The sequence below is a fragment of the Litoreibacter janthinus genome, assembly GCF_900111945.1.
Classification (GTDB): domain Bacteria; phylum Pseudomonadota; class Alphaproteobacteria; order Rhodobacterales; family Rhodobacteraceae; genus Litoreibacter; species Litoreibacter janthinus.
In genome coordinates this window covers 3,474,675-3,495,829 of sequence record NZ_FOYO01000001.1, presented here as the reverse complement: position 1 = coordinate 3,495,829, position 21,155 = coordinate 3,474,675, and the positions used below count along the sequence as shown (strand labels likewise).

At 56.9% G+C, this 21,155-nt stretch carries 29 protein-coding genes; 16 read left to right on the top strand and 13 right to left on the bottom strand.

Annotated elements, in window-relative coordinates; translation table 11 throughout:
* Window positions 1-88: 88 nt before the first annotated feature.
* The 10 genes from rimM to BM352_RS17515 form a co-directional block, all read right to left on the bottom strand.
* The gene (rimM, locus tag BM352_RS17555; RefSeq protein WP_090219521.1) at window positions 89-595 is read right to left on the bottom strand and encodes a ribosome maturation factor RimM; all 507 of its coding nucleotides are present in this window, start codon (window positions 593-595) and stop codon (window positions 89-91) included.
* Window positions 592-738: a hypothetical protein gene (locus tag BM352_RS19045; protein ID WP_175500720.1), complete on the bottom strand. Its 147-nt coding sequence runs from the start codon at window positions 736-738 to the stop codon at window positions 592-594. The genes rimM and BM352_RS19045 overlap by 4 nt, the downstream gene beginning before the upstream one ends.
* On the bottom strand, window positions 735-1,157 hold the full coding sequence (locus BM352_RS17550) for an EVE domain-containing protein (protein WP_090219517.1): 423 nt from the start codon (window positions 1,155-1,157) through the stop codon (window positions 735-737). The genes BM352_RS19045 and BM352_RS17550 overlap by 4 nt, the downstream gene beginning before the upstream one ends.
* A complete protein-coding gene (gene bluB, locus BM352_RS17545) occupies window positions 1,154-1,783 on the bottom strand; it encodes a 5,6-dimethylbenzimidazole synthase (RefSeq protein ID WP_090219515.1) in 630 nt (209 codons plus the stop codon). The genes BM352_RS17550 and bluB overlap by 4 nt, the downstream gene beginning before the upstream one ends.
* A gap of 15 nt (window positions 1,784-1,798) precedes the next feature.
* Complete coding sequence (rpsP, locus tag BM352_RS17540) at window positions 1,799-2,224, bottom strand: 30S ribosomal protein S16 (protein WP_090219512.1); 426 nt, start codon at window positions 2,222-2,224, stop codon at window positions 1,799-1,801.
* 45 nt (window positions 2,225-2,269) lie between these two features.
* Window positions 2,270-2,563 carry a chorismate mutase gene (locus tag BM352_RS17535; RefSeq protein ID WP_090219509.1) on the bottom strand — a complete coding sequence of 98 codons (294 nt, stop codon included), beginning with the start codon at window positions 2,561-2,563 and terminating at the stop codon, window positions 2,270-2,272.
* The gene (locus BM352_RS17530; protein WP_090219506.1) at window positions 2,556-3,158 is read right to left on the bottom strand and encodes a GNAT family N-acetyltransferase; all 603 of its coding nucleotides are present in this window, start codon (window positions 3,156-3,158) and stop codon (window positions 2,556-2,558) included. Before BM352_RS17530 ends, BM352_RS17535 begins: the two co-directional genes overlap by 8 nt.
* 1 nt (window position 3,159) lies before the next feature.
* The gene (locus BM352_RS17525; protein WP_090219503.1) at window positions 3,160-3,693 is read right to left on the bottom strand and encodes a GNAT family N-acetyltransferase; all 534 of its coding nucleotides are present in this window, start codon (window positions 3,691-3,693) and stop codon (window positions 3,160-3,162) included.
* On the bottom strand, window positions 3,690-5,192 hold the full coding sequence (gene ffh, locus BM352_RS17520; RefSeq protein WP_090219501.1) for a signal recognition particle protein: 1,503 nt from the start codon (window positions 5,190-5,192) through the stop codon (window positions 3,690-3,692). The genes BM352_RS17525 and ffh overlap by 4 nt, the downstream gene beginning before the upstream one ends.
* Before the next feature lie 254 nt (window positions 5,193-5,446).
* On the bottom strand, window positions 5,447-5,923 hold the full coding sequence (locus tag BM352_RS17515) for a hypothetical protein (RefSeq protein WP_139229863.1): 477 nt from the start codon (window positions 5,921-5,923) through the stop codon (window positions 5,447-5,449).
* Between the two features lie 137 nt (window positions 5,924-6,060).
* Here BM352_RS17515 and BM352_RS17510 point away from each other — a divergent pair, with 137 nt between their 5' ends.
* Window positions 6,061-6,948 carry a LysR family transcriptional regulator gene (locus BM352_RS17510; RefSeq protein ID WP_342713616.1) on the top strand — a complete coding sequence of 296 codons (888 nt, stop codon included), beginning with the start codon at window positions 6,061-6,063 and terminating at the stop codon, window positions 6,946-6,948.
* Window positions 6,949-7,017: 69 nt separating this feature from the next.
* The gene (locus BM352_RS17505; RefSeq protein ID WP_090219496.1) at window positions 7,018-7,893 is read left to right on the top strand and encodes a DMT family transporter; all 876 of its coding nucleotides are present in this window, start codon (window positions 7,018-7,020) and stop codon (window positions 7,891-7,893) included.
* Between the two features lie 106 nt (window positions 7,894-7,999).
* On the opposite strand, the gene BM352_RS17500 is transcribed toward BM352_RS17505, so the two are convergent.
* Window positions 8,000-8,323, bottom strand: a complete 324-nt coding sequence (locus BM352_RS17500; protein ID WP_090219494.1) for an ArsR/SmtB family transcription factor — start codon at window positions 8,321-8,323, stop codon at window positions 8,000-8,002.
* A gap of 219 nt (window positions 8,324-8,542) precedes the next feature.
* Here BM352_RS17500 and BM352_RS17495 point away from each other — a divergent pair, with 219 nt between their 5' ends.
* The 5 genes from BM352_RS17495 to BM352_RS17475 all read left to right on the top strand — a co-directional run bounded on the left by BM352_RS17495 (window position 8,543) and on the right by BM352_RS17475 (window position 11,093).
* Entirely contained in the window at window positions 8,543-8,869 is a 327-nt protein-coding gene (locus BM352_RS17495) for an AtpZ/AtpI family protein (protein ID WP_090219492.1), read from the top strand.
* Window positions 8,870-8,873: 4 nt separating this feature from the next.
* A complete protein-coding gene (locus BM352_RS17490; protein ID WP_090219490.1) occupies window positions 8,874-9,632 on the top strand; it encodes a F0F1 ATP synthase subunit A in 759 nt (252 codons plus the stop codon).
* Window positions 9,633-9,678: 46 nt separating this feature from the next.
* Window positions 9,679-9,915, top strand: coding sequence for a F0F1 ATP synthase subunit C (locus tag BM352_RS17485; RefSeq protein WP_021099431.1), 237 nt, complete (start codon window positions 9,679-9,681; stop codon window positions 9,913-9,915).
* Between the two features lie 92 nt (window positions 9,916-10,007).
* Complete coding sequence (locus BM352_RS17480) at window positions 10,008-10,535, top strand: F0F1 ATP synthase subunit B' (RefSeq protein WP_090219487.1); 528 nt, start codon at window positions 10,008-10,010, stop codon at window positions 10,533-10,535.
* A gap of 3 nt (window positions 10,536-10,538) precedes the next feature.
* Window positions 10,539-11,093, top strand: a complete 555-nt coding sequence (locus BM352_RS17475; protein WP_090219484.1) for a F0F1 ATP synthase subunit B — start codon at window positions 10,539-10,541, stop codon at window positions 11,091-11,093.
* A 67-nt stretch (window positions 11,094-11,160) separates the two neighbouring features.
* Here the strand turns inward: BM352_RS17475 and BM352_RS17470 are convergent, their stop codons facing one another.
* Complete coding sequence (locus BM352_RS17470) at window positions 11,161-13,137, bottom strand: vWA domain-containing protein (protein WP_090219481.1); 1,977 nt, start codon at window positions 13,135-13,137, stop codon at window positions 11,161-11,163.
* Window positions 13,138-13,674 carry an RNA polymerase sigma factor gene (locus BM352_RS17465; RefSeq protein ID WP_090220408.1) on the bottom strand — a complete coding sequence of 179 codons (537 nt, stop codon included), beginning with the start codon at window positions 13,672-13,674 and terminating at the stop codon, window positions 13,138-13,140.
* A gap of 59 nt (window positions 13,675-13,733) precedes the next feature.
* On the opposite strand from BM352_RS17465, the gene BM352_RS17460 reads away from it, so the two are divergent.
* From BM352_RS17460 to BM352_RS17420, 9 genes are all read left to right on the top strand, one after another.
* On the top strand, window positions 13,734-14,525 hold the full coding sequence (locus BM352_RS17460; protein WP_090219479.1) for an alpha/beta hydrolase: 792 nt from the start codon (window positions 13,734-13,736) through the stop codon (window positions 14,523-14,525).
* A gap of 120 nt (window positions 14,526-14,645) precedes the next feature.
* A complete protein-coding gene (locus tag BM352_RS17455; RefSeq protein WP_090219477.1) occupies window positions 14,646-15,722 on the top strand; it encodes a hypothetical protein in 1,077 nt (358 codons plus the stop codon).
* Between the two features lie 2 nt (window positions 15,723-15,724).
* Entirely contained in the window at window positions 15,725-15,931 is a 207-nt protein-coding gene (locus tag BM352_RS17450) for a hypothetical protein (protein WP_090219474.1), read from the top strand.
* A complete protein-coding gene (locus BM352_RS17445; RefSeq protein WP_090220405.1) occupies window positions 15,924-17,054 on the top strand; it encodes a hypothetical protein in 1,131 nt (376 codons plus the stop codon). Before BM352_RS17450 ends, BM352_RS17445 begins: the two co-directional genes overlap by 8 nt.
* Before the next feature lie 41 nt (window positions 17,055-17,095).
* Window positions 17,096-19,033: an ATP-binding protein gene (locus BM352_RS17440; protein ID WP_090219470.1), complete on the top strand. Its 1,938-nt coding sequence runs from the start codon at window positions 17,096-17,098 to the stop codon at window positions 19,031-19,033.
* The gene (locus tag BM352_RS17435) at window positions 19,023-19,238 is read left to right on the top strand and encodes a hypothetical protein (protein WP_090219467.1); all 216 of its coding nucleotides are present in this window, start codon (window positions 19,023-19,025) and stop codon (window positions 19,236-19,238) included. Before BM352_RS17440 ends, BM352_RS17435 begins: the two co-directional genes overlap by 11 nt.
* A 48-nt stretch (window positions 19,239-19,286) precedes the next feature.
* A complete protein-coding gene (locus BM352_RS17430) occupies window positions 19,287-19,526 on the top strand; it encodes a hypothetical protein (RefSeq protein WP_090219465.1) in 240 nt (79 codons plus the stop codon).
* Window positions 19,523-20,881, top strand: coding sequence for a DUF6638 family protein (locus BM352_RS17425; protein ID WP_090219462.1), 1,359 nt, complete (start codon window positions 19,523-19,525; stop codon window positions 20,879-20,881). The genes BM352_RS17430 and BM352_RS17425 overlap by 4 nt, the downstream gene beginning before the upstream one ends.
* On the top strand, window positions 20,878-21,147 hold the full coding sequence (locus tag BM352_RS17420) for a hypothetical protein (RefSeq protein WP_342713615.1): 270 nt from the start codon (window positions 20,878-20,880) through the stop codon (window positions 21,145-21,147). The genes BM352_RS17425 and BM352_RS17420 overlap by 4 nt, the downstream gene beginning before the upstream one ends.
* Window positions 21,148-21,155: the final 8 nt, after the last annotated feature.

Below are 21,155 nucleotides of genomic sequence, written 5' to 3'. Positions count from 1 at the left end.
AAAGTGCGATCCCGCGCAATCTGCCTTCTTGCGGCGGCACGTGTGCGCGAGTGTTATGGCGCTATCGCGTCCAATCGCTGGTTCGGGACTAGTCCAGAAGTCCTTCTGGAGGATCGGCAATGATGCGACCTGCGGCAAGATCCACTGTCGGCACAGCTTCCAAAGTAAAAGGCAGCAGAACCGACCCTTTCAAGTTCGGTCCGCGAAGCTCCAGTATGTCGCCTGCGCCATGGTTGAGAACAGCAGCCACTTTGCCCAGCAACTCGCCGCCGGTGTCCAGCACATCCAGCCCCATCAGATCGGCGTGGTAGTACTCGTCATCTGGAAGGGAGGGTAACAGGTCACGATCCGCGGATAGTTTGACCCCGCGCAACGCATCCGCCTCGTCTTTGAAACGGACGCCGGACAAACGCGCCGCAAAGCCGTTTTTGACCGGGCGCGTGATCTTGATGGTGTACTGAACCCCGTTGTCGCCCATAAGCGGTGAGTAGAGGGCGATGTCCTCGGGGTGGGCGCAGAAGCTCTTCAGCCGCACCTCGCCTTTGACGCCGAACGATCCGGCGATTGCTCCAACTACAATCTCATCTTTGCTCATTTGGGCTGTGCTCCAATGCAAATCCCGTCGACCATCGCTCCACCCGCTTGGGTGCAGCGACCCGCTGTTAACCCGCGCTCTACCTTGAGCCCGCCATAGAAGGCCAGCCCCATAAAAACCAATGTGAATAAACGTCGGATCATGCGTCGACTCCCATTGCGCGGGCGATCAGGCGGTAATCTGCCTCGGGGATTGAAAACTTGCCTTGTCGAAAAGCCATTCCCCAATGGCTGGGGCGGGTAACGAAGGTCAGATGCTCTAGAAGCGGGCGCACGGGCACTTCCTTGACGTCATCGAAATTGGCGTCCCGCACCCACGCAGGGAGGCCGGTCATGTAGTCCATTTGTCGTGGTGCTTCGCCGGAAATGGTGGCGTGACCCACAAAGGCCTGAACCGGATCGCCATCGAATTCGGTCTTCGGGGCGTAGAAGATCACTTTGTCGCCGACATCCAGATTGCGCACTGCGGCTTCTTTGCCGTGACTAAATGCGACGAACCCCTGCCTTTTGCCTGCCGCAACATGCAGGGCATGAACGACGCCTATGACATATCGCCGGCTCATGCGCGGGTTATGTCCAGCGTTGGGGCGCGGGCTTCCCAACCTTCGCGGAGCAGCTCCGGAGTGTCATGATCTTCCTCTGGATGGCCGAGGCAGAAATACCCGATCAAGGCCCATTCCTCAGACACGCCCAGATCGCGGCAAAGTTGGACTGGATCGAGAACCGAGACCCAGCCGAGCCCCAAGCCTTCTGCTCGGGCGGCGAGCCAGAACAATGTGACGGCTGACACCACCGAATACCGGCGCATCTCAGGCATAGTGCCTGCGCCAAGTCCGTGACCTTTGGGGCTGGCCTCATCACAAAATATCGCAAGCTGTACGGGCGATCGGTCCATGCCCGCGAGTTTCAGCTTGGCGTAGTTGTCTGCTTGGTCACCGTCATATCGGGCCAAGGCATCGGCGTTAGCGCGTTCAAAATTGGCGCGGGCGGCTGCGCGCGCCTTTGTACTTTCGACGCGAACAATGCGCCACGGCTCCGATAGCCCAACGGACGGGGCGTGCGAAAATGCGTCGAGGCACCGCATAAGCAGTGCCTCGTCCACGGGAGTGGTTCGGAAGCGGCGCACATCGCGCCGCCACCGCATCAACTCATATAGCTCGTCCCGGAATTCCGGTTCGAAGTTACGCATTGCTCAAAGCGCAGATTACTCTGCGGTTTCTTCGGCTGCAGCTTCTTCAGCTGGTGCTTCTTCTGCAGGAGCTTCAGCCGGAGCAGCAGCTGCTTCAGCAGCGGCAGCAGCTTTGGCGGCTTTCTCTTCGACGCGGTCCTGAGCTTTTTTGCCCGGCTCGCCTTTTTTCAGGTTGGCGCGCTCTTTCTTCTCGATAACGCCAGCAGCTTCGAGGAAGCGGGACACACGGTCAGAAGGCTGAGCACCTTGGTCGAGCCAATGCTTAACGCGCTCCATGTCCAGCTTTACCCGCTCTTCGCTGTCTTTTGGCAGCAGTGGGTTATAGGTGCCCAGTTTTTCGACGTAGCGGCCGTCACGTGGCATGCGGCTGTCAGCAGCAACAACGCGGTAGAATGGGCGCTTTTTGGACCCACCACGGGCCAGACGGATTTTCATTGCCATTGTGTAGTTCTCCTTAGGATGGCTGTGCCGGACAAGTGTCCGAAATTATTGAAACTTTTTGTGGTTCTGGATGACTTCCCGAATGATGAAGTTCAGGAAGGATTTAGCGAATTCAGGGTCGAGGTCGGCGCGTTTTGCCAAATCCTCAAGTCGTTTGATTTGCGTTGCTTCCCGATCAGGGTCGCTCGGCGGTAATTCGTGCTCGGCCTTCAGTTTTCCCACGGCTTGGGTGTGCTTGAACCGCTCGCCCAGCGTGTAGACAAGGATCGCGTCCAGACGGTCAATGCTGGCACGATGTTCTTTCAGGATTTCGGCGGCTTTGGTGACGGCGTCAGTCAAGTGCGAACCCTTTCGGTTTGAAGGCTGGATCATGATAGTGGCTGATCTCCATCGCGATCCCATGTGCGAGCTGGGTGTCTCTCAGCGCTTCGGGCGATGGGTGACGATACACGGAATCCTCATCCCCGATGGACTTGGCGTCCTTGTCCTTTTTGCAACCCAGTCGTTCGGCAAGCCGCACAGAGTCCAGATTGTAGGGGTCAAGATAGCTGACCGCACCTTCCCAGCCAGATTTGTAGAAATGACGACGCGCTGCATCGACAGCTTCAAGCGCATAGCCTTTGCCGGCAACTTCGGGCCAGATGATCCAAGCCAGCTCGCGCTCCGGCCACATGGCTGGTTGCCAGCCGCCGGCCATACCCAGCGTTACGTTGGTGTCCTTGTCGTGGATCATCCACATACCAAACCCGCGAATTTCCCAATGGCCGATCTCGGCTGCATAGAGCATCCATGCTTCGTAGGGGTTCAGCGGGCCGCCCATGTAACGGGCGCGGAAGCTGGTGAAGGTCGCTTTGAAATCCGGATAATCCTGTGGCTCTGGTCCTTTGAGGATCAGGCGTTTGGTTTCCAGAACGGGAATGTCGCGGTGTCCCATCTTACGCGGCCTCCGGCATTGGGTGGCGGTAAACAAGGCAGGGTGCGTCAGGTTTCGGCTGCACGGCATTCGGATCAAGAACCGCACCAAGACGCTCGGCCAAGGCAACGGAACGAGTGTTGCCGGTTTCGATATAACTTACTGCGGTGTCCCAGCCCAAAACGCGGAATGCAAAGTCGCGGGTCGCGGACGCAGCCTCGAACATGAGGCCTTTACCTTCGAGGCCAGCGTCCCAACACGTCCAGCCCAATTCTTTTTCTGGCCAGTTGATCGGGTAGTATGGCCCAACAGCACCAACTGCGGTGTCGTTGCCCCTCAGCGTTACAATGAACGTGCCAAACCCGCGCAGGGCCCACATCCCTGTGATGTGAGCAAACGCATTCCATGCCTGACGCAAGTCTGTGATCGGCCCACCTGCCATCGACGACCGATCCGTCGCGTAAAATGCACGCATAGGCTCGAAGTCGTCGAACTTTGGTCCGCGAAGAACCAATCGCTCTGTTTCAAGCGTGGGGGTCGAAAAGGTTACGATCATTTCTTTTTGCCGAACCCTGACAAACCAGGGGGGAGTGCGCTGCCGCCCAAGCCGGGCATTCCGCCGAGACCACCTGGCAGTTTGGCACCCATTTGCTTGGCGGCGGCTTCCATTGCTGCCGGGTCGTTCATATCGGGCATGCCGCCCTTGCCGAACATGCCTTTCATGGCTTGTTTCAGCATTCCGCCTTTGCCCATTTTTCCCATCTTCTTCATCATGTCGCCCATCTGGCGCTGCATCTTCAGAAGTTTGTTCAGCTCTGAAACCTCCATGCCCGCGCCTTTGGCGATGCGCTTTTTGCGCGAAGCTTGCAAAATCTGCGGGTTGGCGCGTTCTTTCTTGGTCATCGACTGGATCAGCGCAATCTGCTGCTTGAGCATCTTGTCGTCCATGCCAGCCTCTTTGGCCTGACCTGCCATCTTCTTCATGCCGGGCATCATACCCATGAGGCCTTCCATGCCGCCCATCTTGAGCATCTGCTCAAGCTGGTTCTTCAGGTCGTTCATGTTGAACTGACCCTTTTGGAAGCGCTTCATCATCTTTTCGGCTTGTTCAGCCTCGATGGTTTCTTGTGCCTTCTCAACCAAAGCGACGATGTCGCCCATGCCAAGAATGCGGCCCGCGATACGGTCCGGCTCGAAGGTTTCAAGCGCGTCCATCTTTTCGCCGAGGCCGACGAACTTGATCGGCTTGCCGGTGACCGCGCGCATGGACAATGCCGCACCACCACGCCCGTCGCCGTCCATTCGGGTCAGAACCACGCCGGAGATGCCGATTTTGCCATCAAACTCTTCTGCGACTTCAACGGCGACCTGACCAGTCAGGCCATCGACGACCAGCAGCGTTTCGCGTGGTTTGACGATGTCACGGACGTCTTCGACCTCTTGCATCAACACTTGGTCGATTTGCAGACGGCCCGCTGTGTCGAGCATGTAGACGTCGTAGCCGCCCAATGTCGCTTGTTGCTTGGCGCGTTTGGCGATGTCGACGGGTTTTTCACCTTTGACGATCGGCAGGGTGTCTACACCGATCTGCGCGCCCAATATTGCCAACTGCTCCATAGCGGCGGGGCGGTTCACATCGAGCGATGCCATCAGCACGCGCTTATTGTTTTTTTCCTTGAGCCGTTTTGCCAGCTTACCCGTCGTCGTCGTCTTACCGGAGCCTTGAAGGCCGACCATCAGGATTGGGGCGGGCGGGCTGTCGATCTTCAGCTCACCGGGTTCTTCGTTGTCGCCCGCCAGAATGTGCTTCAACTCGTCATGGACAATTTTGACAACTTGCTGGCCGGGGGTAACCGATTTGGTCACGTTTTGACCGGTGGCTTTGTCAGCGACGGCTTTGACGAAGTCTCGGGCCACAGAAAGGGAAACGTCCGCTTCCAAAAGGGCGACGCGCACCTCGCGGAGGGCGGTTTTTACGTCGTCCTCGGACAATGCGCCTTGCTTAGTGAGCTTATCAAAGACGCCAGAGAGGCGTTCGGACAGGTTCTCAAACATGGGCTCTCGGCTCCTTTATTCTCACATGTGACCCATACCTAAGCACGGACCGGCGAAACGACAATTGCCCCCTCCCAGTCATCAAGGGTGGGGTCAAAACAAACAGTTTGGCCCCCATGGGCGCGACGCGCTGATGGGGGGCGATCCCTACACTAGGCAGGGACCGGAAGACTGGTGCTTCCGGATGTTGTGCGCGATTTACGCGGTGGGGTGCTTGGAGTCAAGCAGTGCGCTTAACGGCATGGTCTCTGAGTTCATTCGCCACGATGAGCCGTGAGCCAAGAGTTGATTATATTAGCCATACCCCGATGATCGCTAAAATTGTCATATACCAAAGTCAAAGGATGGATACCTGCGCTTTGGCCGTGCGGGAAGCTTAAAGCGACACGGTAGGTCGTCCCCTTGTCACCTGTGCTGCTTTGCACGATGGCTTCTGACACCTCGTCGATCCGGTGCTCGATAGTCGAGCCGCCAAGCAAAGAGCGCCGCCTTATAATCACTTTTCCCTCAGGGCCGAGAAAGAGAACCTGTGTGCGACGCGCGAAGGCGAAGAGCATTCCGAATGGGATAAGACCCAACCCCATAAAGACCAATCCCATCAATTCGCCGCTGAGGAAAATCGATAGTCCGATCCCAATGAACAATAGACCACCTGCCACCAGAGCGAGTGAGATAACCCAAGGGCGGTTCTCGATAACGAGTTGCTCTGGGATGTTGCGCGTTACCTTCATGAGCTGGACATTAGCCAATAGGACGCGGTTGAGAAGGCCGTTCTCATTTCGCGAGGCTATTTTCGCTTGCAAAATTGAACGAAACTGGAGTTGTTTGGGGTAAATCGCGCGCTTTCGCACAAAAGGAATCTAACCCCATGAATATCGACAATTGGGACGAATATCGGACGGCTTATCAGGTTGCCCGCCTTCGCACGGTCAGCGCCGCTGCGGAGGTACTTGGTGTCCATCATGCTACAGTGATCCGTCATATAGACAGCTTAGAGGGTAAGTTGGGGGCCAAGCTGTTCCAGCGTCATGCTCGCGGCTACACCCCCACTGAGGCTGGGGAAGATTTGTTGACCGTTGCAGCGGCGACTGAGGATCAGTTGACGCAACTTGCAGGACGCATTCATGGCCGTGGGGCGTCGGTCTCGGGCGACCTGATCGTAACCTGCCTGCCGCAAATGTCGCCATTGATGGCGCGCACCATCACCAAATATCAACGTGATAACCCCGACATTCGCGCTGAATTGATCGTCGACACGCGTCCGCTTCGACTTGAATATGGTGAGGCCCATGTAGCTTTGCGGGCTGGCGCGCCGGGTGACGATCTGGACAATATCGTGCAGGAGTTGGCGCGCCTACCGATGGGGCTTTACGCTCACAAAGACTATATTTTCCGGCACGGCCCGCTGAATGGTATTGAAGATATCCCGAACCATCGCTTTTGCAGGATATCCACGATCAACCCTCGTGCGCCGTTTATGAAATGGATCGGCGAGCATGTGCCGGAAGAGAACGTGGTCTATAGGTGTTCTGACACGAATTCTGTCGAAGATGCAGTGATCGCAGGGGCCGGTATCGGGTTTTTGCCTGCATATATCGGCAATGAACATCCCGACATGAAAGAGGTTATGCCGTCCGATCCAACTTGGTCTTCCACATTTTGGTGCGTGACCCATGTGGATCTTCACCGGACCGCGAAAGTGCATTCTTTCGTTACCTTCCTGAAGGAAGAGGCCAAAGGGTGGGCCGATCTTTAAGATGACCCGTCGCATCGTATTGTTCGAAGGCAAGTTTCCAAGACTATCCCGTGCCCGAACGGCGCAGAAATGACCCCTTCAAGGCGCGGCCATCTGGCTATGCTGTTGTTCTCCGTCTTGGTGGCCGGATCTTTCGCGCTCGGTTCGCTTGCTGCAAATGAAATAGCGCCTGCTGCATTAAACGCAGTGCGCTTCATGATCGCGGCGGCTGTGATCGGCGTCGCTGCCTTCGTGACGACAGGGCTGCCACGCGCCGCAATGGTCGCCCCTTGGCGATATCTGGTCCTTGGCGGGCTATTGGCTGCCTACTTCGTCTTAATGTTCGAAGGGCTTAAGACCGCGCCGCCCGTAAGCGCCGCAGCTGTATTCACTTTGACACCTTTGTTGTCAGCAGGTGCAGGCTATGCGTTACTGCGCCAGATACTGACCCCGCGAATGGCGCTGGCCCTTGTCCTTGGTGGAGCAGGGGCGTTGTGGGTGATCTTTCGCGCCGATATCTCGGCATTACTGGCCTTCGAGATCGGGCGCGGCGAGGCGATATACTTCGTCGGCTGTGCCGCCCATGCGGTTTACACTCCGCTTGTTCGAAAGCTGAACATGGGGGAGTCCCCGGTCGTATTTTCGTTTTTCACCATGTTGGGTGGGCTTGGGCTACTTATCGTCTGGGGGTGGTCGGATCTTTGGGCCACGGATTGGGCTGCGCTTCCGCCGATTGTCTGGATTACGATCTTCTACGTCGCGGTCATCGCTTCTGCCATGACCTTTGTTTTGCTGCAATATGCGGCACTGCGACTGCCATCGTCGAAAGTGATGGCTTATACCTATCTGGTGCCGAGCTGGGTGATCGTGTGGCAATTGGCACTTGGCGGACCGGCCCCGTCTTTGCTCGTTTTCGCAGGGGTAGGTCTTACGGTTTTGGCCTTGGGGATGTTGCTTAAGGAATAGGTTTTAGGAACCGTTTTCGATCCAGCATGGTCCTTCTGCGCAGATAACAGCCTTCGTGGATTTGGAACTCTGGTTCTGCCCGTTTCGCAGGTGGCTGGACTTTGGCTCAGGAGCCAAGCTCATTATCTAGAAAGCGCTCGAAAGCTTCGAAGTTCAACGCTTCTAGTTGGCCGAAGCTCTCGATCCAGACAATTGCGCTCCGCATGGCGTCGGGCTCAAGTTTGCACCATTTGACTCTACCGCGTTTTTCCTGAGATATCAGGCCGGCACGGGTCAGGATGGACAGGTGCTTGGAAATCGCAGCAAGAGACATATCGAAGGGTTCGGCCACGTCCGTGACAGCCATGTCGTCTTCTAACAACATCGTCAGGATTGCCCTTCGAGTACTATCGGCAAGGGCCGCAAAGGTTGTGTCTAGTGACGCGCTCATAGTCGTGTCATGGCGTGCGGCTTCGCAATCGTCAACCAAATGGTTGAATATGGGTTTGCTGCATGCCAAGCTGCGACGAGGTGTCCTGCCGTTCTTTGGTGGGAATTTTTTTATTTAGAAACATGGACTTGATGGCGTGGCGTGGCCCTGTTTAGAGCGATTGACTCTGTGGTGCCCGCGGCCTATCCCTCCATCAAACCTCCCGAGGGGTGATTTTTGATGACCGAAGACCCGAATAAGGCCCAGCTCGATGCGCTGAGCGAGCGGATCGAAGGCCTCAAGAAAACCTCACAGGCCGAAAAGCCAAGGGGGGACGAGCACTATTCAGGCGCCCAACAGGGCTGGCGGATGGTGACGGAACTTGTTGCCGGTCTTGGGATCGGTCTGACCATTGGATACGGCCTGGATTGGCTGTTCGGCACATTGCCGATCTTTCTGGTGGTTTTCACATTGCTGGGCTTTGCGGCCGGGGTGAACGTTATGCTTCGCACCGCCAAAGAAGTCCAAAACGAACATGTGGCCAAAGCGGCCAGCGAGAAGGATTGAACGGATGGCGACAGAAGCTCACGGCGCGGAAGAAGGCGGTCTGGTTTTTCACCCGATGGACCAATTCATCGTTAAGCCGCTGTTTGGCCATGGCGATGTTGGTGCTTTCACCATCACTAACGTGACGCTTTGGATGGCTTTGACAGTCGTCTGCATCATCTTGCTGCTGGTTATCGGCACCTCGCGCCGCGCTATCGTGCCATCGCGCAGCCAGTCCATCGCTGAAATGCTGTATGGCTTTGTCTACAAGATGGTAGAAGACGTCACCGGTAAAGACGGTGTGAAGTACTTCCCCTACATCATGACGTTGTTCATGTTCATTCTGGTGTCGAACTTCCTTGGCCTGTTGCCAATGGCCTTCACAACCACATCGCATATTGCGGTGACAGGTGTTCTGGCAATCTTCGTATTCTTGGCAGTCACCGTCTTGGGTTTCGTCAAAAACGGCATGGGTTTCCTGGGCCTGTTCTGGGTGTCTTCGGCGCCACTGGCGCTGCGTCCGATCCTGGCGCTGATCGAAGTCATCAGCTACTTCGTGCGGCCGGTGAGCCACTCCATTCGTTTGGCGGGCAACATGATGGCGGGCCACGCCGTTATCAAAGTGTTCGCGGGCTTCGCTGCCATCGCGGCAATCTCACCTCTGTCCATTCTGGCGATCACCGCCATGTATGGGCTCGAAATTCTCGTAAGCGGCATCCAGGCTTACGTGTTCGCAATTCTGACCTGCGTGTATCTGAAAGATGCGCTGCATCCTTCCCACTAAGGTCACGAAGACTAATCACCTCAATTCCATCGTAAGGAGAAAAGACATGGAAGGCGATATCGCACAAATGGGTCAATTCATCGGCGCAGGCCTGGCATCTGTTGGCATGGGCGGCGCAGCCGTCGGTGTGGGCAACGTTGCTGGTAACTACCTGTCCGGCGCTCTGCGCAACCCGTCCGCAGCTGCTTCGCAGACTGCAACACTGTTCATCGGCATCGCATTCGCGGAAGCTCTGGGGATCTTCTCGTTCCTCGTAGCCCTTCTGCTGATGTTCGCCGTTTAAGAACCAAGCTATACCATCCTTACGGTCGGGCGGGCCTGAAGCGGGCCCGTCCGATGTAAGATCTAAGTATTCAGACACATCTGGGGGCCATCATGGCAACTGAAACCGGTGAAGTAGTGAAAGAAAGCGCGGGCATGCCCCAGCTTGATTTCTCGACCTTTGATAACCAGATCGTCTGGTTGCTGATCACGCTTGTGGTCATTTACTTTGTGCTGTCGCGCGTTGCGCTGCCGCGCATCGGATCGGTTCTGGCAGAACGTGCCGGCACCATAACCAACGACATTGCTGCCGCCGAAGACCTGAAGCAACAGGCTTTGGACGCGGAAGCGGCTTACGACAAAGCCCTGATCGACGCACGCGCCGAGGCAGGTCGGATCGTCGGCGAAACCAAAGCGGCCATTCAGGTCGATTTGGACAAGGCCATCGCAAAAGCGGATGCAGAGATTGCCGCCCGTTCTGCCGAAGGTGAAAAAGCGATCGCAGCCATTCGTGATAGCGCCGCTGAAAGCGTCGCGACAGTGGCTAAAGACATCGCAAAAGATATCGTGTCCGCAGTGGCTCCCGGCAAAATCGACGCAAAATCGATCACTGCCGCCGTCACTGCTAAGATGAAAGGATAAGAGATGAAGAAGCTTCTCACTCTTGCTGCAGTGTTGCCCGCCCCCGCGCTGGCCGCGAGCGGTCCTTTCGTGTCGCTGCACAACACAAACTTCATTGTGCTTCTGGCGTTCCTTCTGTTCATCGCAGTCCTGTTCTATTTCAAAGTTCCGGGCATGCTTGGCGGAATGCTCGACAAGCGCGCTGAAACCATTCAGTCCGAGCTTGATGAGGCCAAGGCCCTTCGCGAAGAAGCTCAAACCTTGCTGGCCTCTTATGAGCGCAAGCAAAAAGAGGTGGCTGAGCAAGCTGACCGCATCGTGGCCGAAGCCAAGCGTGAAGCCGAAGCAGCAGCTGAGCAGGCGAAAGAGGATCTGAAAACCTCCATCGCGCGTCGTCTCCAGTCTGCGGAAGAACAAATCGCAAGTGCTGAAGCTTCTGCCGTTCGTGAAGTTCGCGACCGTGCCGTATCCGTTGCCATCGCTGCTGCCGCAGATGTGGTGGCCTCCAAAACAAGCGCTGCGGATCAGAACGGTTTGATCGACGACGCAATCGCGCAAGTGAAAGCAAAGCTGCACTAAGGTTTAGCTGATAGTTTCTGAAAGCCTCGGTGCCGCAAAGCACTGAGGCCTTTTTCGTTTGGGTGGGTCAGTTCCGCGACATGCTTTCTGCCAAACGTATGAGTTGCACGGCCTCGGCTCTGTATCCGAACTCATCACTGCCCTTGTTGGCATTTGCGAGTGCTACGGCGTCGGCATAGTTCCAATCACCCAGTGCAGTTTCGCCGCGCAGCAGTTGCGCGAAGCCTGCGATCGCTGCGCCAAATGACGCCTCGGGCCCTGCATTCTGAACGCCGACCGGTACGACCTCTTCAAGCAGTTTGCTTTGTGTAACGCCAGGCTCCTTGTAGCGCAGGCGCAGGAACGCGAGGTCAGACGTATTTCCATCCTCAACAGTTGACCCGAAACGCAGCGGGTCGGTCAGCACAGCGTCGGAGCCAACAGGGGTAATCTCATAGAGTGCGGTGACCGTATGGCCAGCCCCGATTTCGCCCGCGTCCACCCTATCATTGTTGAAATCCTCGCGTCTCAGCGCGCGGGTCTCGTAGCCGATAAGGCGATATTCGGCGACGGTGGCGGGGTTGAACTCCACCTGAATCTTGACGTCTTGGGCGATGGTGAACATCGCGCCGGAAAGTTGATCGACCAGCACCTTTTGTGCCTCGGCCAAGGTGTCGATATAGGCGGCTTGGCCGTTTCCATTCTGGGCAAGGGTCTGCATCAAAGCGTCGTTCACATTGCCGCGCCCGAAGCCGAAGACCGAAAGATATGTGCCGGACTGGCGCTTTTGCTCCACGAAGCTCTTTAGCTCCGCGTCTGATTGCATACCGACGTTAAAATCCCCATCGGTGGCCAATAGAACGCGCGAGACCTCTCCGTCGCGGCTCATCTGATCTGCAAGCGTATAGGCCGCGCGCAGGCCTTCGCCGCCGGCAGTAGAGCCACCTGCCGACAAGCGCAGCAAAGCGTCTTCGATCTTGCGGCGCTCGGATGCTTTGGTGGGCTCTAGGACAGTGCCAGCGGAGCCCGCATAGGTGACGATTGCAACCTCATCTTCTGGGTGTAGCTGGCCAAGCATCAGGCGGAAGCTTTGCACCAGTAAAGGCAGCTTGTTTGCGTCCTGCATAGAGCCTGAGGTGTCCAGAAGGAACACAAGGTTTAACGGTGGACGATCCGTGATCTGCGCGCCTTGAATAGCGATGTGCATCAGTTGGGTGTCTGTGTTCCATGGGGTTTCGCTGACAGTCACGGTTTGGCGGAATGGCACGTCGCCTTCAGGTGCGGGGTAAGCGTAAGGGAAGTAGTTCACCATTTCCTCGACCCGCACCGAATTGGGGTCTGGCATCTGGCCGCGCGACAGGCTGGAGCGGACCCAAGAATAGCTGGCCGTATCCACGTCGATTGAGAAGGTGGAAACAGGTTCTTCGGATGTCACCTTCAAAGGATTATATGAAACATCAAGAAATTGGTCGCGAGACTGGGAGATGCCAGACTGAGGCAGACGGTCGCGAAGTGGCGGCGAGGAAGTTGTGAGGTTACTCACGGCCACTCCTTGCGCCGAAAAGCCCTCGGCACTTTTAGCCATTCGCATCGGCCCTGGGGCAGCCACACTTGCGGTTGCATCGTCACGCTCCGGAGCCGGTTGGCTCGTCGCCGCGCGCGCGCGCGGCGACTCTTGCTCGGCGTCATTCGCCGCCTCGCTCAATTCAGAGATCGATACGGGACTTGGCTTGGACGCAACGGCCTCGTTTCTCAATGCCGGAGCTGATTGCTCTCGCAGAAGGGGCATTGTCAGCACCACGCCAACGCCGACAATCACCAGAGATGACGTTGCCAGCATCATCGGCTTCAAATTGGGTTTCATAAACATCTGTCCAAGTCCTTTCAAAAATCCTGCCCGCTTGGGGCTAATATCTGTAGGACGTGCGGCAGAGGCCGATCCTTGGAGGCGTTCAAAATTTTCTTCTGCCCTGCGCAAGGCGGCCTCCTTGGTGGCTTCATCTGGCGCTGGTGCCTCGCGCAATGCGGCGCGGAGTTTGTCTAGTTCGTCTTCAAATTCTGGCATCTACCTGGCCCCCTCTTTGGCCATTTCGCGCAAGTGGCGTTTCACTTCTGACATACGCCACGCAATTGTTCCTTCCGACAGCCCCATAACCTCAGCTGCTTGGGCTTGCGTCAGTTCTTCGCCCAAAGTCAGCACCACGGTCTCGCGCAGTTCAGGCGGCAGGGCGCGCATGGCGTTGGCCAACCAGTCTTGTGCCTCGGCACCTTCTGCGGCCTCAGCTGCGCGCCTGGTGTAGTCTTGGCCCCAGCCTTCGCGGGCACGCCTGCGGCGCTGTGACTTGCGAGCGCGATCGGTCGCGGCGTTCAAGGTCACGCGGTAGAGCCACGTCGTGAACTTGGAGTCTGCACGGAAAGCGCGCAATTTGGCAGGGAGCGCTGCCAGAATGTCATGCGTCAAGTCCTCAGCATCGGCGCGGTGGCCGGTTAATCGCCAAGACAATCGGAACAACCGGTCGTAGTGACGCCTGACCAGAAGGCTGAATGCCTCGCTGTCCCCGTCACTCGCGGCTTGCGCCAATGCCTCGTCGCTGGTTTTCATACGCATAGTGATGGTAGGACGCATGGGCGGCGTCAATCCTTGGGGTAAAGTTGAAAAGAATGTCGAAAACTCAGCAAGAGCTTGATCTGGAATATGAAAATGGCGCCTTTATCCCCAACGCGCAAAGCTATGTGGACGCGTGGGAGGCGGCATCGGCGGCGCTTCGCGCGGCGAAAACGGGCGAGTATGATGTGGCCTACGGCGACAACCCTCGCGCAAAATATGATCTGATCCGTCCCGATGGCCCTGCGAAGGGTCTCTTTATCTTCGTGCACGGCGGCTACTGGTTGCAGCGGCACAAGGATGACTGGACCTGTTTCGGTGAGGGTGCCTTGACCGCGGGATGGGCCATTGCGCATCCGGGCTACCCTCTGGCACCAGAGGTTCGGATCAGCGAGATTACAAAACATGTCGCGCAGGCTATAACGGCTCTGGCAGAGCAGACCGACGGGCCGATTGTTTTGGCAGGGCATTCGGCGGGCGGGCATTTGGTGGCGCGCATGGCCATGCCGGGCGTTTTGTCAGCATATGTGGCCGCTCGATTGTCTCATGTATTGTCGATATCGCCCGTTTCGGATCTTCGCCCGATGCTTCCGTTGACGATGAACGACACGTTGCGCTTGGATGCCGCAGAAGCGCAGGCAGAAAGCCCTGTTTTGGGGCATTCATTGGATGTGCCAGTGACTGTGGCGGTCGGTTCGCAAGAGCGCCCGGTGTTTCTGGACCAAGCCCGATGGTTGGCCGAGGCATGGGGCGTAGGCCACATGATTTTGCCAGGACGCCACCATTTCGATGTGATTGACGTCTTACGTGATGCGAAAAGCCCCATCTTGAGAGCTGCGCTGTCGTAAATTACCTTACAGCCGGTTTTTGCTATGGCGTGGGGCGGGTTCGACGTGGCAAACTCTTTAAAACTGCAATTCTTGCCATTATGTGAATGGTGATAACATTTAAACGAGGGGATATTCTTTATGGCCAATTTCGACGCGCAAGTTCGTGAAAGCCAAGAGCAAGTGGCTGAAGCACAAGCTAAAATCGCTGAAATGACCAGCAAGATTGAATCTGCGCGGGCCAAGTTGGACGCCGGAGATGTGCTGGAGTTGGACATTGAGAACGCTTCGCTTGAAGACGTGCATGCCCATACCGCGGCTATGGACGCTAATATTGCCGAGCTGATTATGGGCTTGGACGACGTGACCTCCGGCTTCTCCGAAGACTTTTCCGCGATGCGCGACAAGACCGGATGGGAAAGCTTTGTGGGCATTTTCTCCCAAGGCAAGTCGGAAAGCCTGCGCCAAGAGCGTATGCGAACCGCGTCGATTGATGACAAATTGCAAGATCTCATCGGCAAGTCCGATACTATCGTGGCGCTGCTTCAGGGCCAGTTGACCATGCTAAACGAGCAAAAGGAAAAGGTTGAAAGCAACCTGACCGCGACGCTCGATGATCGCGAATTCACTGTGGGCGAATTGGAAACCCTGCGCACCGAGATCGTGGCGATGGACCCGAAAATCATCGAGTTGGAGAATAAGATATCTGTAGAGCAGGACGCGGCTGCGCGCACTAAGTTAGAGACCGAACTGGCGGGGTTGAACTCGCTTTATAACGAGAAGGTGCAGGCCGAACAGGTGAAGCTGGCCAAAAGCCAGACTCTTGAGCGTTATATCGAGCAGGGTAAAACCTGGATCGACTCGCTTCAAAACCAAGCGGCGACGCAGATGGTTTTGATCAACAAGCTGGAAACCGACACCAAGCAACGCGTGGTGCTTTACGATGCGTTGACCAAGTCGTTGAAGACGGCTCAGCAGCAGGACGTGGCGCACAAGATCAACGAGATTGGCGTGAAAACCGACCAAGAGGCGCAATCCGCCATGGCCGGCATCGGTGCCGCCACCAACAAGCGCATGACTGAGATGATGGAAGCCCATGAGGACCAAATGGTTTTCGCCCGCAAAGTGCTGGAGCAGAAGGCGAAGGCGGATGAGCGGTTCGCGCGGCGCTTCGAGAAGATCGTCGAGAAGCACGACAAAAATCTGTATGGTGCCTAACCTTGCTTAGGTCACTTGGGGTCATCGCTGTCACTATCATCACAATGATCTTCGTGTTCTACGGGCTGCGTGGGTTTGTTGGTGATACGTGGCCTAGATTTGACTCTGGGGTTTTCGAAGTGCTGATCTTTGTCATATCCGCGCTTTATGGTTTCTGGTTCAATGGATGGTTGGATCGCGCATTGCCGGATGCCGCAAGTGATGACTGAAGACCTCAACCTCACCGCCGACCACTCCGGCTTGACCGACGACCTCGCCGCGCGGCGCTACTTTGCCAAGTTCGAGCGGATCACCGGCCATCTGGCCCGCGTGGCCGCCGAGATGGAGGTGGAGCGGACGTTCTCAAAATCCGATGTGGCAATTATTTCGGACTACGTGACCCGCATCGCGCAGACTTTCCGTGCTCTGAGCCACAAATATCTGCTGACCGGGCGTGACACCGGTGTGTTCTTTGGATCGTTGTCCATCGACCGGCACGAAAGCGGTTTCCCGGTCTTTGCCGAACTAATGAAGATGGCCAACGACGCTCAACAGGCGGAGACCCATTTGGCGGGGATGCGCTCGAGAGCGAAGCTCAAAGACGAAATGGTTCGCCAGATTGTGGGCGATTTGACCGTGCCAACCAAACTGCAATTTGCGATGTCTCAACGCTTGTATTACGAGGCATTGGCTGAAGGCGGACTGTTTTGGGCGACCAATGATCCCCATGCGTTGTGGACGGGCAACAAGGACGATCGGCGCAGCTATCTGCTCCATTGGGCGGTCTATGACAGTCAGCAAAACGTGCCGACAATCTATATGATGGATGTAGAGGATACGGGCGAGGTGGCGTTGCCCAAAGACGCGCGGCGCTGGCCTTCGGCGCAGGCTCATTTGATGGCTCAAGGCTCTGCGGGGCTCAAGCTTTTGACCATCGCGCAAGGGTTCGACCGTGACTTCGACGATTTGCACCCCAAGCGCTTGCGGCGTATCCATGTTGGCCCGATGTATTCATCGGTCTTCACCTCGCAATCCGGCCCAATCCGCGAAGTGCTGGAAGAGGCGCAAGGCCCCGTGGGCGAGGATTGGACGCTGGCATGGACAGTTGAAGATCTCCATTCCGAGCGTACAGAGATGGAAAAGAAGGGCTGGTTCAGCTCGGTCGAGCGCGAGATTTTCAAGCTCGACCCCTTTGCGGGGCGCGGGGCGGAGACGGGAACGACGAGCATCGAACGCTCGATCATTTTGCCGCAACGCCCGTTTCAGGTGCTGGCCGAGAAGAACCCCGCCGGCTTTCATGACGTGCGCAAATTTGTGGTCAGCCCTGCTGGCCGCGTGGTGAGTTATCGGTAGTCCATACCGACCTATTTTAAGAATAAAGATGAGGGTTTGACGTGAGCCAATCAGCTGATTTTATGGAACTGACCGAAGACGATATTCGCAAACATTATGCGGCTGCCGTCGCAATGCTGGAAGGCGTGGACCACACACCGCGCATTGCCACTGCAAAAGAGGCACTGCAGACCGAGAAATCAGCGGGCCTTGGTACCCGCCGCCGGTTCCGTTCAACCACTCCTGGCTTAGTGACCCGCTCTACTGCGCGCCCCGAGGGCGTGCGTCTGATCGAGCGTGTCGAAAGCGTGGGCGAAGATGCCCTGCCATCTGCCATTCAAGCCAGCGTGCTTCACGGCATTCGCCGCGCTTTGGCGATTGCTCTCGCGGCAGGCGAGGCGTTTTCTGAAGCCACCGGACTGTCGGAGCTTAAGAAAGAAAACCTCGCTGGCCGTGTGGCCGAAGCACGCCGCGCAGAGTTCGGCGAGTTGCTGGCGGCGGAAGCCTTGGCGACATTGTTCACTTTCGCCAATGCCACGTCGTTCCTGCTGGCGTCACAAGCCAGCGAGACGTCGGTGGAGATCGGCGCTGTCGAAGAAATCCTATCTGATAACGCGCAATTGGCGCTACATGGCGCGTTGTGGGAGCTGGACCAAGATCTGACCCTGTTCGCCAGCGACGACGCCAAGCTGGTTGCCACAGTTCTGGCCTATGCCGAGCAGGTGATGGAAAAGGCCGCGTTGCGTGCGCAGAATACCCCACGGTTGGCGGCGTTCAATTCTGCGTCCTACCGCGTCGAGGCGGACAATCTGACGATCAACGGCTTCACCCCCGCCCACGCGGCCAAGGGCAGCAAGCTGACGATGACCTTCAAAAAACCGAACGAGGTCGTCGGCAACCACATCGCCAAATACCAGTCGATGAAGCTGGCCAAGATGCTGATGGCCTACGACTTCGACCGCAAGCTGAACCCGTTTGCGGAGCTTGGCGGCTTCATCTTTACCTTCATGGGCGACGGCGCGCCGGGGACGGGGAAAACCACGCTGATCCAGATGATGGCGGGGCTGGTCTCGGGCTATTGCGAGACAGCGGGCTATCCGTTCCGCTACCAGAACCTGTCGACGGATAATATCGACAGCTATCAAGGTAAATCAGGCCAGAACGCCAAGGCGTTCATCAACAACGTGATCGACCCGAATGTGATCGGGTTTGGCACCATTGACGACATCGACCAGTTGGCGGGTAAACGCGGCGACCGGCAGTCGAGCGCCGGTCAGCTGGAAATCACCGCCGTGCTGATGGAATCTTTTGCGGGCGCCAACACCGTGGTGCGCGGGAATTGCACGTTTGGGATGTTCTCGAACTACCCTGAAAACGTCGACGACGCCTTGCGCCAGCGGGCGGGCGCGCGGTTCCTTGTGGACGGGCCGATCACGCGGGACGACTACATCGACATTCTGGCACTGCTGATGGGCAAGAACCACGACATCCCCTTGGGCGAACACACGGTCTTCGCCGCGCAAGAGATCAAGAAGGCCGTTGCCGCATCGTTCGAGGGGCACTCGAAACCCCATGAGGACGGCTTGCTGCAGGTCTACGAGCGGGTGTCGAAGGACATCGGTAGCTTGGATACGATTGCCAAGCTCGGGACGTACCTGAAAGGCATCCAGGAGGCCGACCACCGCTTCACCGGCCGCGCGATCAAGAACATCACCGACGCCGTAAAGGTGCGGGCGATGGACTTCGAGTTGCCGGACGAATGGATGGAGGAGCCGGACCTGTTCCTGTTCAAATCCTATGACGAGAAGAAGGGCATGATCGAGGAGCTACGCCAGCCGATCACGGTCGACATGGTGATCCAGGAAATCAACCGCTACGCCGATAGCGAGTTCCGCTATGCCGACAAGTCGGACGAGGTGGCGATTGCCAATATGGTGCGGGAGTTTGGTTTGAGTGAGGAAGCAAAGCGGCGGTATTTGGAGAGTAAGGGTGGCATATGACTATAAGCCTGGTTGGGATGCGAAGGCGATTTCTCGCATTGCGAAAGAGCATTTTGGCGGTTGGACGCAAATGTTTGAAAGCCATGGTTGGCCAGAGCGTGGCGCCAAGATGATGCCATCAGTTCAACGACGTGTGGCTGAGACATATGGCTCAATTTTGGCTTTCACTGAAAAGTATGAGACAGCAGGCGAAAGCAAAGAATGAAGATTAACCGCCAAACATCTGCGTTTGCGCGAATAGACGGCTTAACCCATGCGTAAACTCCTCCTCCCTATCCTGCTCGGCCCGATCCTGCTCGCATGGGCGGTGACGGCCTACCTGTTCGGCGCGCTCACGCCCTCGGGGGCGAATTACGCGGGGCATACGGAGGGGTTCGGGGAGATGTTCCTGAGCTTGTCGATCATGTTCTGCATCGCCATATGGGTAGGGGCGCTGTTTAGTTACTTGTTAATCTATCGCCGCGGCGATGGGACGAAGGGGCCTGACCAATGATGCGTTTGATCGAAAAAGGCCTGATGTATGGCAACCTGTTCCATGTGAACGGGCAGGCGATGGCGGACCGCTACAACCGGGCGCTCAAGCATCTGACGGGCAAGGAGACGACGCTGACGGATTTCCACGTCGATATCTCCGGCTACGCGCCTGAGGTGGGCGAGGAGTTGGAAGACCATCTGTATTTGAACCCCCAAGGGTGCAACCGGCAATTCATCTTGTTGTCGACAGAACAAAAATCGGCGCCCTTGCTAGAGGCCAAATTCTCCACTTCGCGCGGGATTTTGCGACAGTTTATCACCTCCAACGAGGCACAACTTTTTGCCCTGACAGCCCGTGATGCCATCGCGGGGGAGCTGGTGAATTCGGTCTATAGCGTCACGAAACCCTCCCACCTTTTCGACATTCGCAAGATCAGAGTCGAGGCCGATACGACCTCCGGCGTGGTGTCGGATGCGGGCAAGCTGGACAGCATGATCACCGAGTTCCGCAGTCGCGATGATGCGTGGTGGGATGACGTGCTGATTGCCGACATGATCAAGTTGGCCCACAAAACCGGCGATGTGACCCGCGTTCCGATCAGGTTGGGCCACACCGAATATGAACAGGGCAACTTCTGGACGTCGCATTTCGGCGGGCTCTATGCGTTTCGGGATGTTGAGAAACCGGCCGTGATTTCTGTCTCGGACGAGGATTTGGGCAACCTGCCTGTCGGCAAAGGCGGCGGCGCCATTGGCTTGCATGAACGAACCAAGATTGCGAAGTTCCTAGAGGACAACGATCTGGTCGAGCCTATCGTCAAAGCACGGGGCGTGGATGCCGTGGCGATCCTGCGCCAAAAACTAGATTTCATCATAGTCGATGTGGCGGCGACGATGGAGGCGGATTTGAACCGCCTGCGGCGCCAGGATCTGCGCTCGCTTGCCCGCCGCTACTCAGAATTGCTGCCGGTAGAGTTTCACACGCTGGCGAAACTTTTGCGTTGGGCCGAAGGCGGCGGCGCGTGGCCGCGAATATCATCGAATGATCCCGCGTATTTCTACACTCTTCGCTCAAAGCCCCACGCGGACCGTGATCTGGTCAACATGCTGCTGGCTGAATTGTCGATGCTGGATGTCCGGCAATTGTTCATTTGCCACAAAGAGCTCTTCTACAGCCGCTACCGCACGTGGCCTGATCAGAAGAAGGCATTTGTAGCTGATTTCCTTGCGAGGGAGTATCAAGTGGACAAGGCGGGCGCCCGCGAGGCCTTGTTCGGAAGCGGTGACGCGTCTATGGAGGAGCCGCCCCAGGCTGAACCGCGCGACGTCGTTGACATCGTCGGTCCTTGGGGCGCGGTAAGGAGAACGCGATGATTTTCGGAATTATACGCCTCTCGGTGATAGCGTTCATCGTTATGCTGGTCGTCTATTTCATTTTGTCGGCATGGTCGCGCTCTGTCCGGCGGGGCAAGCTGGCAGAAGAGTGGGACGAAGAGGTGCGGACTGGGGATCGTGATGCGTTTATCGAGCAGGGGCTTGAAGACTACGACGGATCCTTGCGCAGAAAGCTAATTTTAGGCGTCTTCGTGGTGCCCTATCTCGTGATCGGTGTGCTGGTCTACGTGGTCAACTTCCAATAAGGAGCCTC

Coding starts and splice junctions, on each gene's coding strand:
- BM352_RS17500 (WP_090219494.1), bottom strand. CDS start 8,323: ATGAGCGCGTCACTAGACACAACCTTTGCGGCCCTTGCCGATAGTACT.
- BM352_RS17430 (WP_090219465.1), top strand. CDS start 19,287: ATGCGTAAACTCCTCCTCCCTATCCTGCTCGGCCCGATCCTGCTCGCA.
- BM352_RS17525 (WP_090219503.1), bottom strand. CDS start 3,693: ATGATCGTAACCTTTTCGACCCCCACGCTTGAAACAGAGCGATTGGTT.
- BM352_RS17425 (WP_090219462.1), top strand. CDS start 19,523: ATGATGCGTTTGATCGAAAAAGGCCTGATGTATGGCAACCTGTTCCAT.
- BM352_RS17505 (WP_090219496.1), top strand. CDS start 7,018: ATGACCCCTTCAAGGCGCGGCCATCTGGCTATGCTGTTGTTCTCCGTC.
- BM352_RS17470 (WP_090219481.1), bottom strand. CDS start 13,137: ATGCCAGAATTTGAAGACGAACTAGACAAACTCCGCGCCGCATTGCGC.
- BM352_RS17475 (WP_090219484.1), top strand. CDS start 10,539: ATGAAGAAGCTTCTCACTCTTGCTGCAGTGTTGCCCGCCCCCGCGCTG.
- BM352_RS17445 (WP_090220405.1), top strand. CDS start 15,924: ATGACTGAAGACCTCAACCTCACCGCCGACCACTCCGGCTTGACCGAC.
- BM352_RS17495 (WP_090219492.1), top strand. CDS start 8,543: ATGACCGAAGACCCGAATAAGGCCCAGCTCGATGCGCTGAGCGAGCGG.
- BM352_RS17420 (WP_342713615.1), top strand. CDS start 20,878: ATGATTTTCGGAATTATACGCCTCTCGGTGATAGCGTTCATCGTTATG.
- BM352_RS17480 (WP_090219487.1), top strand. CDS start 10,008: ATGGCAACTGAAACCGGTGAAGTAGTGAAAGAAAGCGCGGGCATGCCC.
- ffh (WP_090219501.1), bottom strand. CDS start 5,192: ATGTTTGAGAACCTGTCCGAACGCCTCTCTGGCGTCTTTGATAAGCTC.
- BM352_RS17490 (WP_090219490.1), top strand. CDS start 8,874: ATGGCGACAGAAGCTCACGGCGCGGAAGAAGGCGGTCTGGTTTTTCAC.
- BM352_RS17460 (WP_090219479.1), top strand. CDS start 13,734: ATGTCGAAAACTCAGCAAGAGCTTGATCTGGAATATGAAAATGGCGCC.
- BM352_RS17550 (WP_090219517.1), bottom strand. CDS start 1,157: ATGAGCCGGCGATATGTCATAGGCGTCGTTCATGCCCTGCATGTTGCG.
- rimM (WP_090219521.1), bottom strand. CDS start 595: ATGAGCAAAGATGAGATTGTAGTTGGAGCAATCGCCGGATCGTTCGGC.
- BM352_RS17530 (WP_090219506.1), bottom strand. CDS start 3,158: ATGGGACACCGCGACATTCCCGTTCTGGAAACCAAACGCCTGATCCTC.
- bluB (WP_090219515.1), bottom strand. CDS start 1,783: ATGCGTAACTTCGAACCGGAATTCCGGGACGAGCTATATGAGTTGATG.
- BM352_RS17510 (WP_342713616.1), top strand. CDS start 6,061: ATGAATATCGACAATTGGGACGAATATCGGACGGCTTATCAGGTTGCC.
- BM352_RS17455 (WP_090219477.1), top strand. CDS start 14,646: ATGGCCAATTTCGACGCGCAAGTTCGTGAAAGCCAAGAGCAAGTGGCT.
- BM352_RS17515 (WP_139229863.1), bottom strand. CDS start 5,923: ATGAAGGTAACGCGCAACATCCCAGAGCAACTCGTTATCGAGAACCGC.
- BM352_RS19045 (WP_175500720.1), bottom strand. CDS start 738: ATGATCCGACGTTTATTCACATTGGTTTTTATGGGGCTGGCCTTCTAT.
- BM352_RS17465 (WP_090220408.1), bottom strand. CDS start 13,674: ATGAAAACCAGCGACGAGGCATTGGCGCAAGCCGCGAGTGACGGGGAC.
- BM352_RS17485 (WP_021099431.1), top strand. CDS start 9,679: ATGGAAGGCGATATCGCACAAATGGGTCAATTCATCGGCGCAGGCCTG.
- rpsP (WP_090219512.1), bottom strand. CDS start 2,224: ATGGCAATGAAAATCCGTCTGGCCCGTGGTGGGTCCAAAAAGCGCCCA.